This is a genomic window from Cyanobium sp. Aljojuca 7A6, assembly GCF_024346455.1.
Lineage (GTDB): Bacteria > Cyanobacteriota > Cyanobacteriia > PCC-6307 > Cyanobiaceae > Cyanobium.
The window spans coordinates 251,040-264,593 of record NZ_JAGQCY010000001.1 but is presented as its reverse complement, the minus strand read 5'-3'; the positions used below and the strand labels follow the sequence as shown (position 1 = coordinate 264,593).

Below are 13,554 nucleotides of genomic sequence, written 5' to 3'. Positions count from 1 at the left end.
GGCTTCCATGATCACCGCCAACCAGCGATCCCCGATCACCATCGCCCTGGCCAAAGGCGCCCTGCTGAAGGATTCGGTGCGCCGTTTCGCGGCGGCCGGTCTGGATTTCTCCGATCTGCTGGACGAGGACAACCGTCTGTTGATGGTGCCGAGCCGCTGTGGCACGGCCAGGGCCCTGCTGGTGCGCAACGCCGATGTGCCTGTGTATGTGGCCTATGGCCAGGCCCAGCTCGGGGTGGTTGGGTACGACGTGCTGCGGGAGCACCAGCTCCCTGTGGCCCAGCTGGTGGACCTCGGCTTCGGCGGCTGTCGCATGGCGGTGGCGGTCAAGGCCACCAGTGGCTACCGGCGGGCCGCCGATCTGCCGGCCCACTGCCGCGTGGCCAGCAAGTTCACCCGCTGCGCCGAGGCCTTCTTCGACCAGCTGGATCTGCCGGTGGAGCTGATCCACCTCACCGGATCGGTGGAGCTCGGACCGATCACGGGCATGTCCGAGGCGATCGTCGACCTGGTGGCCACCGGCCGCACCCTTCGGGACAACGGCCTGGTGGCGATCGAGGATCTGTTCACCAGCACGGCCCGTCTGATCGGCCATCCCCTGGCCCTGCGCCTCGATGACGGAGCCCTCCAGGGCCTGATCGAGCGCGTCGCTGCCATCCAGGTCTCCGCCCGATGAGCAGCCTCGATGGCCAGCGACTGCGGCGTCTTCTGCCTTATCTGGGTCGGGATCGCAAGCGTCTGCTGCTGTCCCTGCTCCTGCTGATCCCCCTGGCCCTGGCGGCCTCGGTGCAGCCGTTGCTGGTGGGCCAGGTGATCTCCAAGCTACGGGGCGAGGAGGTGCTGTCCTGGCTGGCCCCCCTGCCGGTGCCGGTGGCCCTGCGGCTGCTGGTGCTGCTGCTGCTGGCGGCGGTGCTGCTGCGGCTTTCCCTGCAGGGCACCCAGACTTACAACGTGCAGGTGGTGGGACAGCGGCTCACCGCCCGCATCCGTGACGACCTGTTCCGCCACGCGATGGCCCTGTCGCTGCGTTTCCACGACCGAACGCCGGTGGGCAAGCTGCTCACCCGCCTCACCAGCGACGTCGATGCCCTGGCGGAGGTGTTCGGCAGTGGTGCGGTGGGGGTGCTCTCCGATCTGGTCACCCTGCTGGTGATCGGCCTCACCATGCTGTCGATCGAGTGGCGGCTGGGGCTGCTGCTGCTGGCCAGCCAGGTGCCCGTGACCATGGGGGTGCTCTGGTTGCAGGGCCGTTACCGCAAGGCCAATTACCGGGTGCGGGAGGAGCTGGGCCAGCTCAACGCCGACCTGCAGGAAAATCTGCAGGGACTGGAGGTGGTGCAGATGTTCCGGCGGGAAGCCGTCAACGGCGAGCGCTTCTCCCACACCACCGACGCCTATCGCCAGGCCGTCACCGGCACGATCTTCTACGACAGCTCCATCTCGGCGTTCATCGAGTGGGTAGCCCTGGCGGCCGTGGCGATGGTGCTGGCCCTCGGCGGCGCCATGGTCACCGGCGGGGCGATGGGCCTGGGCACCCTCACCACCTTCATCCTCTTCTCCCAGCGGGTGTTCGACCCCCTGCGGCAACTGGCGGAGCGCTTCACCCAGATCCAGGGGGGGCTCACCGCCGTCGAGCGCATCGGTGAGTTGCTCGAGCAGCCGATCGAGATCGCCGATCTACCCGCCAGCCAGCGCAGCCCCGCCGCCGTGCTCTCCGGCGCCGAACGCTTCAGCCCCGGCGAAGTGGAGTTCGAGAACGTCTCCTTCGCCTACCGCCCCGACGATCCGATCCTCACCGATCTCTCCTTCCGCATCGCCCCTGGCGAGCATGTGGCGATCGTGGGTCCCACCGGATCCGGTAAGACCACCGTGATCCGGCTGCTCTGCCGGCTCTATGAACCCCAGCAGGGCACCATCCGCCTCGATGGGGTGGACATCCGCGAGCTTCCCATCGCCACCCTGCGCCGCCGCCTGGGGGTGGTGCTGCAGGACACGTTCCTGTTCAGCGGCAACGTGGCCGACAACCTGCGCCTCGACGCCGACATCAGTGAGGCCGCTCTGGAGCGCATCTGCGGTGATCTTGGCCTCACCCCCCTGCTTGGCCGGCTGGGGGATGGCCTGGCCACCGAGTTGCGGGAGCGGGGCGGCAACCTCTCCTCCGGCGAACGCCAGTTGCTGGCCGTGGCGCGGGTGGCGATCCGCGACCCCTCCGTTCTGGTGATGGACGAGGCCACCGCCTTCATGGACCCCTCCACCGAGGCCACCCTGCAGCGCGACCTCGACACCCTGCTCAGCGGCCGCACCGCCATCGTCATCGCCCACCGGCTGGCCACCGTCGAAGCCGCCGATCGCATCCTGGTGCTGCGCCGCGGTCGTCTGATCGAGCAGGGCAACCACCGTGAGTTGCGTGCCGTCGGGGGGCTCTACGCCCAGTTGGCGGAGTTGCAGGAAAAAGGGCTGGCCACGCTCTGAGGCCCTTGGATCTGCGTGGGCAGCTCCAGGCCCTCCTCCAGCCAGGTGTCGATCAGGGCGGCCAGCTGGCGCGGTTGTTCGCCCATCGGCAGGTGCCCAAGGCCGTTGAGGATGGCGAGCTGGTGATCGGGGCTGTAGCCGGCCAGATGGCGCACATAGCGGGGCTGCATCACCTGGTCGCGGCTGCCGGCGATCCACAGGCTGGGCACCCGAAGTTCGGCGGCGAGCCGGGGCAGCTGGCGCACGGCGCCACGGTTGGTGCTGCAGGCCAGCAGTCCCCGTGCGGCGCGGCCTTCGGCCACCAGCGGGCTGCGGATCGCGTCTGTACCGGGCAGCTGGGCGGCCCAGACCGGTCGCCAGCGCAGAAAGGCGGCCCCTCCCCGGCGGACCCGGGCGAAGGGCCGCGGCTGATACACACCGCCCCCCACGGCGATCTGCACCAGACCCCGCAGCTGCTCCCCCAGCAGGGGCGCCGCATGGAGCGCCAGGCTTCCCCCCAGGGAGTGGCCCAGCAACACCACCGGCCGGCCGGCGGCTTCCCGTTGGGCGGCCTCCGCCAGCCAGCGGCCGTAGCTGGCCAAGCTGGCCTGCAGACCCCGGGGCCGCACGCTGCCCCCGAAACCAGGCAGATCCGGGCGCCACAGCGACCAGCGCGGCGCCAGTTCCCGCCTCAGGGGATGCCACAGCCGGCCCGCCAGCAGCCAGCCATGCACGCCCACCAGCAGGGGCCGATCGGAGCTGGTGGAGGGGACGCTCAGGACGGTCGCCGGTGGGATTCCCTACCCTGCCGTAGTCAAGCCTGCATCCGCCAGGATCTTCAGAACGCGTAGCCCTCACGCCGTGCCCGAGACCCTGCCGTTGATGACCGATCTCTACGGGTCCGCGCACCGGCTCTGTACCACCCCCAATCCCAACCTGGAGCTGGTGCTCAGCCAGACGCGCCCGATCGACCTGATCGAACTCGAGGCGCTCTGCGACGCGGTGGGCTGGAGCCGCCGCCCCCTGCGGCGGGTGCGCAAGGCCCTCCAGCACAGTCTTCTCCAGGTGGGGCTCTGGCGCCATGACGCCCGCTTGCCGCGGCTGGTCGGCTTCGCCCGCTGCACCGGTGACGGGGTGGTGGAGGCCACCGTCTGGGATGTGGCCGTCCATCCCCGCTACCAGGGGGCCGGCCTGGGCAAGGAGTTGATGGACTACGTGCTCGAGCAACTGCGGTCCATGGGGATCGATCGGGTCAGCTTGTTCGCCGACCCAGGCGTGGTGGGCTTCTACGCCGCTCAGGGTTGGGAGCTGGAGCCGCTGCAGCGCCGCTGTGCCTTCTGGTATGCCCCCTGAGCGGCGGGACCGTAGTAGCGCTCGGCGAGCTGCGCCGCTGGCGCCCCACGGCGCCAGGCGCGCCTGAGTCGGGCGTTGGCAAGCACCGTCTGCCACACCCCCAGCCGCTGCCAGCGCCGGCCGTTCACCTGCAGGGCAGGGGCGAGGGTTCGGATTCTGGCCTGGCGCCGCAGGCGCTCAACAAACTCAATGTCTTCCATCAGCGGCAGGGGCGCCACCCCACCGGCGGCGTCATGGAGCCCCCGGGCCAGCAGCAGTCCCTGATCGCCGTAGGGCAGCTGGCGCCAGCGGCTGCGCAGCTCCACCGCCAGCTCCACCAGGCGCAGGGCCGGCCCATCGCCGGCGATGCGCAGCCGGAAGGCCCAGGCACTGGTTTCGCCGGCCGCGATCGCCGCTGTGATGGCCCGGGCCCACCCCGGCGGCAGACGCACGTCTCCGTGCAGCAGCAACAGCCAGGATCCGGCACTGTGGGCCACCCCGGCGGCCAGCTGGCCGCCTCGGCCGCTGCCGTCGTGGAGCACCCGGGCGCCCGCCAGGCTGGCCAGTAGCGGGGTGCCATCCCGGCTGCCCCCATCCACCACCAGCACCTCCAGCACCAGCTCGGATGCCGTGGCCAGATCCGCCAGCAGGGCGGGCAGGCCCCGGCTCTCGTCGCGGGCGGCGATCACCACGCTCAGGGGCGGCCTCATCGCCATGGGTCCAGGTCGGCAGGGCGGTCGAGATCGTGGCGCTCCGCCAGCAGGGCCGTGGCCAGGCCCGCCTGCCCTGCCAGCCGCAGGGTCTGCGCCAGCACCCGGTCGCTGCCCCAGTCGATGCCCGCGAACAGCTGGGGCGCGGCCCGGCTCCGGCCGATCAGCCAGTACCCCCCGTCGCCGGCGGGGCCCAGCACCACGGGGCTGTGCTGCAGTGCCCGGAAGGCCTCCAGCAGATCCTCGGCCGCCAGCGCCGGCAGGTCACTACCGATCAGCACCACCGCCGCCGCCCCTTCCCGGCAGCCCCGCAGCATCTGACGCTGCATCCGCAACCCCAGGCTGCCGCTGCCCTGCTCCACAACCCGGTCGACGCCGAGCAGGCGGCCCCAGCGCCCGGCGGCCCTGGGCCCCAGGCCGCTCGCCGCCAGCACCAGCTCCAGTCCCCCCCCGGCCATGGCCTCGCGGGCCTGGGCGGCAGCCGCCAGCCCGTGCTGAGTGAGGCGGGCCTGGATGGCGGCGGCCCTGCCCCTGCCCACCCCTGGGACGAGGCGGCTCTTGCAACGCCCCGGCGCCGGCCAGCGGGCCAGCATCACCAGCTGGGCTGGTCCGTTGCCCCGGCCTCTGGATGGTCTCAACCCTCGCGAGGCAGTTCGGCGGGGCGGACGGTGAGGTTCTGCCTGGAGCCGTTGCGCAGCACCGTGATCGGCAGGGACTCGCCCACCCTGCCCCGATCCACTCCCAGCTGCACCTCCGAGGCGTTGCGGACCGACTTGTCGCCCACTTTCTCGATCAGATCGCAGGGCTTGAGCCCGCCCCGGGCCGCCGGACTGTTGGCCATCACCTCAACCACCACCACACCATTGACCTCCGGCAGACGGCACTCGCTGGTGGTGGCGTTGATCTCCTTGGCCAGCTGGGGGGTGAGGGCCTGGAGGCGCACACCGATATAGGGATGGCTGGCATAGCCGCGCTCGAGGATCTGGGCGGCGATCTGCCGGGCCGTGTTGATCGGGATCGCGAAGCTCAGGCCGGCCCCCGGCGCTTGGCGGATGGCCGTGTTGATGCCGATCACCTGGCCGCGATCGTTGATCAGGGGGCCGCCACTGTTGCCGGGGTTCACGGCGGCGTCGGTCTGGATGTAAGGAACGCGCTGGCCCTCCCCCACGGCGTTGGTGCGCTGGATGGCGCTGATGATCCCAGCCGTCACCGTGTTGTCGAGGCCGAGGGGGTTGCCGATGGCGATCGCCAGTTCCCCCGGCCTGACCTTGTTGGAATCGCCGAGGGTGGCGACCGGCAGCTTGGAGGCCACCACCTTCACCACCGCCACGTCGGTCAGGGGGTCGGCCCCCAGCACCTTGCCGGTGAAGCTGCGGCCGTCGGGCAGGGTCACGCTCACCTCGCTGGCCCCCTCGACCACGTGGGCATTGGTGAGCAGCACCCCGTCAGAGCGGGTGATGAAGCCCGATCCCTGGCCCTGCTGCTGCTGGATGGCCGGACCCCGTCCGAAGATCCCCCCCAGGGGGTTCACGGTGCGCTTGACCGTGTCAATGCGCACCACGGCCGGGCCGGCCTTCTCGACGGCGTCCACGATCACGGAACTGCTGGGCTGCAGCATGGGCGCCGGTCCCGCATCGCTGATGGGGGGCTGCTCGGGCTTCGGCAGGCCCGGCAGGCCCGGCAGGGCCAGACGGGTGCTGGTGCAGGAGGTCAGCAGGCCTGCCGCGACCGCCAGGAGGGTGAGGCGGGACAGGAAACGGGGCTGAACCATCGGAGGCGGACGGGCGTCGCTGAAGGATTCATTAAAGACGAACCTCCGGGCGCGGGATGCCTATATTCGGCCTTCGCGTCGTGGGCTCCTGGTGCAGCAGGGTGATCAGCTGTGGCACCGGGTGAGCCAGGATCTTCAGGGCAGGCTCAGCAAACCGACCTACGAGACCTGGATCCGTCAGGCGCGCTGTCGCGACTTCAACGACGGCCTGCTGCGGCTCGAGGCCCCCAACAGCTTCGCCTGCGGCTGGCTGCGCAAGAACTACCTGGTGATGATCGCCGCGGTGGCCAGCGAGCATGCCGGCCGTCAGGTGCGGGTCGAGGTGGAGGTGGCTCCGGATGCTGAGCCCCTGGGCGGGGCGCTGGAGGTTGTCGGCGAGAACGGTGGCGCCCTGCCGCTGCCGGCGGTGGAAGCTCCCGTGCGTTCGGGGGGTGGGCCGGCGGGTGGTGCCGGTGGCGCTGGCCCCAGGACCGTGCCGGCCCCCCTGCGCCCCGGGGCGGGCCTGAACATCCGCTACGTGTTCAACCGCTTCGTGGTGGGCGCCAACAGCCGCATGGCCCATGCCGCCTCCCTGGCGGTGGCCGAGGCCCCCGGCCGGGAGTTCAACCCCCTGTTCATCTGTGGCGGCGTGGGGCTGGGCAAGACCCACCTGATGCAGGCCATCGGCCACTACCGGCTGGAGATCGATCCGGAGGCACGGGTCTTCTACGTGAGCACCGAGACCTTCACCAATGACCTGATCCAGGCGATCCGTAAGGACGGGATGCAGGCTTTCCGGGATCGTTACCGGGCGGCCGACCTGATCCTGGTGGACGACATCCAGTTCATCGAGGGCAAGGAATACACCCAGGAGGAGTTCTTCCACACCTTCAACGCCCTGCACGAGGCTGGCCGTCAGATCGTGATCGCCAGCGACCGTCCACCCAGCCAGATTCCCAAGCTTCAGGAGCGACTGATTTCCCGCTTTTCGATGGGCCTGATCGCCGACATCCAGATCCCGGATCTGGAGACCCGCATGGCGATTCTGCACAAGAAGGCTGAGGCGGAACAGGTGGCCCTGCCCCGGGAACTGATCCAGTACATCGCCGGCCGCTTCACCTCCAACATCCGTGAACTGGAAGGCGCCCTCACCCGGGCGGTGGCCTTCGCCTCGATCACGGGTCTGCCGATGACGGTGGAATCGCTGGCACCGATGCTCGATCCGATCGGCAATGAGGTGGCGGTCACCCCCCAGCAGGTGCTGGAGAAGGTGGCCGAGGTGTTCGAGGTGCGCATCGACGAGATGCTCAGCCCCAGCCGCAAACGGGCCGTGAGTCAGTCACGCCAGGTGGGGATGTACCTGATGCGCCAGAACACCAACCTGTCGCTGCCGCGCATCGGCGAAGCCTTCGGCGGCAAGGATCATTCCACCGTGATGTATGCCGTGGAGCAGGTGGAGAAGAAACTCAGCACCGACCCTGCCCTGGCGCGGCGGGTGCAGCAGGTCCGGGATCTGCTGCAGATCGCCTGCCGCCAGCGCCGCTGAACGTCAGCCGGCGCCGGTCAGGGGCTGGGCCGGATCCAGCCCTTCCACTTCCCCATGGAACACCCGGCTGGCGGTGATGTCGTCGGCCTCGATCGTCATCAGGTCGGTTTTGGTGAGGGCCCGGCCCATGCCGCTGAACAGGCGGTTGGCCTGACGCATGCGGGCCCGGTCGATGGCGTTGCGAATCGAGCGGGCATTGGCGAAGAAAGGCAGCTGCATGCGGCGCTGGATGTACTCGGCGAAGGCCGCGCCCGCCTCCTGGCTGAAGCGGTAGTTCTCCGCCGCCAGGATCAGCTGGGCGATCGCCAGGAGTTCCGTGGCGGAGTAGTCGGGGAAGTCGATGTGGTTGGCCACCCGCGAGGAGAGGCCCGGGTTGCTCTGGTAGAAGATGTCCATCCGCTCCTTGTAACCGGCGAAGATCACCACCAGATCGTTGCGGTTGTTCTCCATCACCTGCAACAGGATCTCAATCGCCTCGGCGCCGTAGTCCCGCTCGTTCTCGGGCCTGTAGAGGTAATAGGCCTCGTCGATGAACAGCACGCCGCCCATTGCTTTTTTGAGCATTTCCCTGGTTTTTGGGGCGGTGTGGCCGATGTACTGGCCCACCAGATCGTCGCGGGTGGCCGTCACCACATGGCCCTTGCGGACGTAACCGAGCCCGTGCAGGATCTTCGACATCCGCGCTGCCACCGTCGTCTTGCCGGTGCCGGGCCTGCCGGTGAACGACATGTGAAGGCTGGGGGGCGCCGTTTCGAGCCCCACCTGGGTGCGGGCCCGGTTGATCACCAGCAGGGCGGCGATCTCCCGGATCCGGGCCTTCACCGGACGCAGGCCGATCAGTTCCCGGTCGAGCTGGTCGAGACCCTCCTTGATGCCGGCGGCGTCATAGGCCGCCCGCAGGTCCACCAGCGTTGTGTCCTGGGCCGCGGCCGCCCCAGCGGCGTCGGCAGCCTCGTCGCTAGAGGAGTCCATCGATGGCCTTGGCGAAGGTTTCCTCCGGTTCGCCGATGGGGTCCTCGTCGGCTTCGGCGCGCACGGTGAGGTTCACGTAGGTGCGCCCGAAGCTGATGTCGGGGAAGCGGCCCTCCTGCTCCGAGAGGACGTTCAGGCGCTCCAGGAAGGTGCGGGTGCGTTCGTAGTCATCGAACTCGATGCGGCGCTCGAGCCGATCCGGTCGGGGCCGTCGGGTCCAGGGCTGGTCCATGGATCCGACCCTAGATCAGCCCGGATCGTCGAGACAGTCGGTGCGGGCCACGCAGAGGCGGGCGGCCCAGGCGGCGGCGTAGGCCCGGTTGGCCGCCTGCTGCGCCGGGATGTCGCTGTCGAGCGGATGGGGGAAGGTGCCGGCGATAGCGGCGTTGGTGACGCAGAACATCGCCTTCTGGAACGTCATGCAGATCTTCACCCGCACGTCCCCGGCCCCGCGGATGCCGGCCAGGTAGCTCTGGTGCAGGCGGTCGGGCAGGTGGCGGTACATGTCCTGCATCAGCAGGCTGGGCGGGATACCCGAGCCCATGGTGGGCAACGGGTCGGCGTAGAGGGCGCCATACATGAACTGGGCCTGGTCGGGGGAGATCTGCTGGGCCTGGGCGTTGAAGGACACGGTGCCCAGGAACGGGGTGCCGCGCAGGAACACCGCTTCGACGTACGGGACGGCCACATCCATCAGGAAGGTGAGGCCCGCCTCGGGGGGGAGCACCCAGCAACGGGTGCCGGCGATCTCCACCGCGTAGGTGATCGGGCCCCCCGCCGCCGCCACCAGGCCCTCCTTGATGAACGTCACCACCGCGGCGATCGAGTCCACCCGCCCGTCCCGCTCGGCCCGGGCCAGATCCAGGAACAGATCACTCATCACCCGCCAGAACTGGCCAAGGGCATGGGTGGTGGCCGCCGAGCGGATCAGTTCGCTCAGGAACTGGGGGAACAGCGGGTTGAGGGCCGCCAGCAGGGGGTCGCGGCGGGTCTTGTGGGCGACGATGGCGGCGCAGTTGGCGGCGAACGCCTCGCTGTCGAGGTAGGCATCGAGGCCGCCGGTGCCGTGCCAGAGCATCGCCTTCTGGCAGTACTCCGCATATTCGAAGTTGATCCGGTCGTGCAGCAGATGGCGCCAGATCTTCGCCGGGCTGTGGTCACCGTCGAGGAAGCGGAACACCGGGAAGGGATTCAGGAACTGCTTCTCGGCCTGGTAGATGAGGTTGATGCTGTAGGCGTCCAGCACCTCCCCGTAGCTCTCGAGCACGTCCACCACCTGGCTCAGGTGATCGGGGGACTCGGCCAGCAGGGTGCGTCCGGCCAGCAGGGTCTCCACCAGGTCGTTGCTGGAGGGCAGCCCGCCGCTGAAGGTGAGGGGCGGTTTGGGGGAACGGGGGATCGGTCTCATGACAGCAGCCCTCCGCCCTGGATCGCCGCCACCAGGGCCGGCAACTGGGCCATGGCGGTGGTGGCCTGTTCGCTCAGCTTGCCCAGCCCCCAGGGCAGCACCCCCAGGCCCACCACACCGCTGGCCAGGGCCAGGGCCGGCAGGGTCTCGCGCAGGGCCACCGCCGGCAATCGCACCTCGAGGCGGGAGTCGGCCACCGCATCGCCGCTGGGTGGGGTCACCGCCAGCCGGCCGAAGAAGGCCCGGTTCACCAGCAGCAGGAAGTACACCGCCGTGAGCCCGGAGCCCACCATGCACAGCAGGGTGGCCACCGGGAAGGCGGCCAGGCTGCCGCGGAACACCAGGAATTCGGAGATGAAGCCCGCCATGCCGGGCATGCCGGCGCTGGCCATCACCCCCAGGATCATCAGGGTGCCGGTGAAGGGCAGGCCCCGCTCGGGGTTGAGCAGGCCGCGCAGCACCTCCAGATCCCGGGTGCGCGTCTTGCGGTAGACCACGCCCACCAGCAGGAACAGCAGGGCGGAGATCAGGCCGTGGCTCACCATCTGGAAGACGGCCCCCAGCAGACTCACGGGGGTGGCGGCGGCGGCGGCCAGCAGGATGTAGCCCATGTGGCCCACGGAGCTGAAGGCCACCATCCGCTTCATGTCCCGCTGGGCAATGGCCGCCAGGGAGCCGTACAGCACCGACACCGCCGCCCAGCCCGCCAGCCATGGCGCCAGCAACGCCCAGGCCTCCGGGAACATCCCCAGGCAGAACCGCAGCAGGCCGTAGGTACCCAGTTTCAGCAGCACGCCCGCCAGCAGCACCGACACCGGCGTGGAGGCCTCGGTGTGGGCATCCGGGAGCCAGGTGTGGAAGGGCACCAGGGGGATCTTGATGGCGAAGCCGATCAGCAGGGCCCCCAGCAGCACCAGCTGGGGGCCCATGCTCAGTTGGGCGGTGGTCACCGGGTGGATGCCGAAATCGGCCTGGCCGGTGACCAGGGCGAGGCCCAGGAAGGCCCCCAGGATCAGGAAGCCTGAGATGGCGGTGAAGATCAGGAACTTGGTGGCCGCATAGCCCCGGTTGGCGCCGCCCCAGATGGAGATCAGCAGCCAGAGGGGAATCAGTTCCAGCTCGTAGAAGAGGAAGAACAGCAACAGGTTCTCGGAGAGGAACGCCCCGTTCACCGCTCCGCTGATCCCGAGCAGCAGGGCGAAGTAGAGCCGGGGACGCTGGCTGAGGTCGCGGGTGCAGATCGCCGACACCAGGGTGAGGGCGGCGTTGACCAGCACCAGCGGCATGGCCAGGCCATCGACCCCCAGGCGGTAATCGAGGCCGATGCTGTCGACCCAGGCGAAGGACTCCTGCAGCTGCAGGCCCGACTGGCCGGGATCGAAGGCCAGCAGCACCCGCAGGCTCCAGAGCAGCTGCAGGACCAGCAGGCCGAGGGCGGCGCGGCGAATGCGCTCGGTGGCCAGCTCGCCTGGCCAGCAGAGCAGGCCGAGGGCGCCGGCGAAGGGAATCAGCAGCAGGGCGCTCAGCATGGTTCCGGCTCAGCCCCCCAGCCAGGAGAGGCTGCCGATCAGCACCACGATCGCCGCCACCACGGTGAAGACGTAGGTCTGCATCCGGCCGCTGACCCCCAGCTTCAGGCTCTGTGCGGAGGCCATCGAGACGTCGGCGATGCGGTTGACCAGCCCGTTCACCACCAGCTGGTCGAAGCCATTGGTGATCCGGGCCAGGCCGGCCACGAAGGCCACGATCGTGGCCCGGTAGATGCGATCGGTGTAGAAGTCGAAGGCCAGCAGGTCCTGCAGCAGGCGCAGGGGCCGCAGCACGGAGCGGGACCAGAAGGTGTCCAGCGGCACCAGGCTGCCGGCCAGCAGACCGGCCAGGCCGCTGCCCACCAGCGCCAGGGCGGTGACGCTGGAGAAGGCCCCGATGCCGGGAACCCTGTCGATGCGGGCCATCGCCAGGGGCGTCACCAGCACCAGCACCGAGACGGTCACCATCGGCAGGGCCATCAGCCAGTTCACCTCGGGGGTGCGGCGGGTCTTGGGCTGGGGGGATCCCAGGAACACCTGGCGGTAGACCCGCGTCAGGTTAAGGGCCGTCAGGCCGTTGGTGAGCAGCACCACGGCGGCGAAGAACGGGGCCCTGGAGCTCAGCCCCTCCACCATCAGCCCGAAGCTCCAGAAGCAGCCGAGGGGCAACAGGCCGGTGAGGCCCGCCGCCCCCACCAGGAAGCCGGAGGTGGTGGCGGGCATCCGTGACCCCAGGCCGCCCAGTTCGGTGAGATCCTGGCAGTTGGTGGTGGCGATGACGCTGCCCACGCTCATGAACAGCACGGCCTTGGCCAGGGCATGGGAGAAGAGCAGCAGCAGGGCGATGAACGGCTGCTGCAGGGCGATGGCCACGAACACCAGCCCCAGATAGGAGGTGGTGGAATAGGAGCAGGCCCGCTTCAGGTCGACCTGGGCGATGGCCACCAGGGCCCCGCCCACCGCGCTGATCGTGCCGACCGCCAGCAGAACGTCGATGGCCACCGGCGAGATGCGCAGCAGCGGCATCAGCTTCAGCAGCACCACGGCGCCACAGGTCACCACCACGGAGTTGCGCAGGATCGAGGCCGGGTTCGGGCCCTCCATGGCTTCATCCAGCCAGAGGTGCATCGGGAACTGGGCGCATTTGCCCATCGGCCCGGCGATCAGCCCCAGGCCCAGCAGGGTGGCCCCCAGGGCCGGCAGGGTTTCGCTGGCGGACCAGGCGTACAGGTCGTTGAATTCCAGGGATCCGGCCCAGGCCGACAGCGTGACGACGCCCATCAGCAGCAGCACATCCCCCACCCGCTTGGTGAGGAAGGCATCGCGGGCGGCGGTCACCACCAGGGGCTGGGCGTACCAGAAGCCCACCAGCAGATAGGTGGACAGGGTGAGCATCTCCAGCAGGAAATAACTCATGAACAGATTGCTGCTCAGCACCACCCCGGCCATGGCCCCTTCGAAGAACCCCACCAGGGCGTAGAAGCGGGCCAGGGACCATTCCTTGTCGAGGTAGCCCAGGGCGAACACCTGGCCCACCAGGCTCATGAAGGTGACCAGCTCCAGGGCCGCCAGGTTGGTGAGCGAGAGATCGAAGCCGATGCGCAGGTCCAGGTCGGCCGCTGCGAACCAGGCGATGTCCAGGTGCTGGGGACCGAGGGCCAGCACGTCGCGCAGTACGAGGCTGCCGTGCAGCACCGCCAGCAGGGTGACCAGCAGGTTGAGGTAGGCGGCCGGACGGGGACCGTTGCGTTTGACCCAGCCGGTTGCCCAGGGCAGCGAGAGCAGCATGCCGCTGAATCCGTAGAGGGGGATCAGCCAGCTGAGCTGGATCGACAGGGGAAGGGTGTCCGGCAAGG

General features: G+C 69.4%; 13 protein-coding genes. 4 read left to right on the top strand and 9 right to left on the bottom strand.

The features are described from left to right. Window positions 1-7 precede the first annotated feature (7 nt). Both hisG and KBY95_RS01380 read left to right on the top strand, forming a co-directional pair. Window positions 8-676, top strand: coding sequence for an ATP phosphoribosyltransferase (gene hisG, locus KBY95_RS01385; RefSeq protein ID WP_254962880.1), 669 nt, complete (start codon window positions 8-10; stop codon window positions 674-676). Beyond that, window positions 673-2,472 (top strand): ABC transporter ATP-binding protein, encoded by a 1,800-nt coding sequence (locus KBY95_RS01380; protein ID WP_254962879.1) that lies wholly within the window; start codon window positions 673-675, stop codon window positions 2,470-2,472. Before hisG ends, KBY95_RS01380 begins: the two co-directional genes overlap by 4 nt. Here the strand turns inward: KBY95_RS01380 and KBY95_RS01375 are convergent. Then, window positions 2,424-3,191 carry an alpha/beta fold hydrolase gene (locus KBY95_RS01375; protein WP_254962878.1) on the bottom strand — a complete coding sequence of 256 codons (768 nt, stop codon included), beginning with the start codon at window positions 3,189-3,191 and terminating at the stop codon, window positions 2,424-2,426. The two genes, KBY95_RS01380 and KBY95_RS01375, sit on opposite strands and share 49 nt — an antisense overlap. Before the next feature lie 142 nt (window positions 3,192-3,333). On the opposite strand from KBY95_RS01375, the gene KBY95_RS01370 reads away from it, so the two are divergent. Next, window positions 3,334-3,804 carry a GNAT family N-acetyltransferase gene (locus KBY95_RS01370; RefSeq protein WP_254962968.1) on the top strand — a complete coding sequence of 157 codons (471 nt, stop codon included), beginning with the start codon at window positions 3,334-3,336 and terminating at the stop codon, window positions 3,802-3,804. Here the strand turns inward: KBY95_RS01370 and KBY95_RS01365 are convergent. Genes KBY95_RS01365 through KBY95_RS01355 form a run of 3 tightly spaced genes read right to left on the bottom strand, consistent with a single transcriptional unit; the run spans window position 3,747 to window position 6,264 of the window. Further along, complete coding sequence (locus tag KBY95_RS01365; RefSeq protein ID WP_315858878.1) at window positions 3,747-4,499, bottom strand: TIGR04283 family arsenosugar biosynthesis glycosyltransferase; 753 nt, start codon at window positions 4,497-4,499, stop codon at window positions 3,747-3,749. The genes KBY95_RS01370 and KBY95_RS01365 overlap by 58 nt on opposite strands. After that, window positions 4,490-5,131 (bottom strand): TIGR04282 family arsenosugar biosynthesis glycosyltransferase, encoded by a 642-nt coding sequence (locus tag KBY95_RS01360; protein WP_254962877.1) that lies wholly within the window; start codon window positions 5,129-5,131, stop codon window positions 4,490-4,492. Before KBY95_RS01360 ends, KBY95_RS01365 begins: the two co-directional genes overlap by 10 nt. Beyond that, window positions 5,128-6,264 (bottom strand): trypsin-like peptidase domain-containing protein, encoded by a 1,137-nt coding sequence (locus KBY95_RS01355; protein ID WP_254962876.1) that lies wholly within the window; start codon window positions 6,262-6,264, stop codon window positions 5,128-5,130. The genes KBY95_RS01360 and KBY95_RS01355 overlap by 4 nt, the downstream gene beginning before the upstream one ends. Before the next feature lie 91 nt (window positions 6,265-6,355). Here KBY95_RS01355 and dnaA point away from each other — a divergent pair, with 91 nt between their 5' ends. Then, entirely contained in the window at window positions 6,356-7,789 is a 1,434-nt protein-coding gene (gene dnaA / locus KBY95_RS01350; RefSeq protein ID WP_396094855.1) for a chromosomal replication initiator protein DnaA, read from the top strand. 3 nt (window positions 7,790-7,792) lie between these two features. Here the strand turns inward: dnaA and cbbX are convergent, their stop codons facing one another. Genes cbbX through KBY95_RS01325 form a run of 5 tightly spaced genes read right to left on the bottom strand, consistent with a single transcriptional unit; the run spans window position 7,793 to window position 13,552 of the window. Then, the gene (gene cbbX / locus KBY95_RS01345; RefSeq protein ID WP_254962875.1) at window positions 7,793-8,761 is read right to left on the bottom strand and encodes a CbbX protein; all 969 of its coding nucleotides are present in this window, start codon (window positions 8,759-8,761) and stop codon (window positions 7,793-7,795) included. Then, window positions 8,748-8,993 (bottom strand): 4a-hydroxytetrahydrobiopterin dehydratase, encoded by a 246-nt coding sequence (locus tag KBY95_RS01340; protein WP_254962874.1) that lies wholly within the window; start codon window positions 8,991-8,993, stop codon window positions 8,748-8,750. The genes cbbX and KBY95_RS01340 overlap by 14 nt, the downstream gene beginning before the upstream one ends. Before the next feature lie 15 nt (window positions 8,994-9,008). Then, window positions 9,009-10,169: a CO2 hydration protein gene (locus KBY95_RS01335; protein WP_254962873.1), complete on the bottom strand. Its 1,161-nt coding sequence runs from the start codon at window positions 10,167-10,169 to the stop codon at window positions 9,009-9,011. After that, a complete protein-coding gene (locus KBY95_RS01330; protein ID WP_254962872.1) occupies window positions 10,166-11,698 on the bottom strand; it encodes an NADH-quinone oxidoreductase subunit M in 1,533 nt (510 codons plus the stop codon). The genes KBY95_RS01335 and KBY95_RS01330 overlap by 4 nt, the downstream gene beginning before the upstream one ends. A gap of 9 nt (window positions 11,699-11,707) precedes the next feature. After that, on the bottom strand, window positions 11,708-13,552 hold the full coding sequence (locus KBY95_RS01325) for an NAD(P)H-quinone oxidoreductase subunit F (protein WP_254962871.1): 1,845 nt from the start codon (window positions 13,550-13,552) through the stop codon (window positions 11,708-11,710). Window positions 13,553-13,554: the final 2 nt, after the last annotated feature.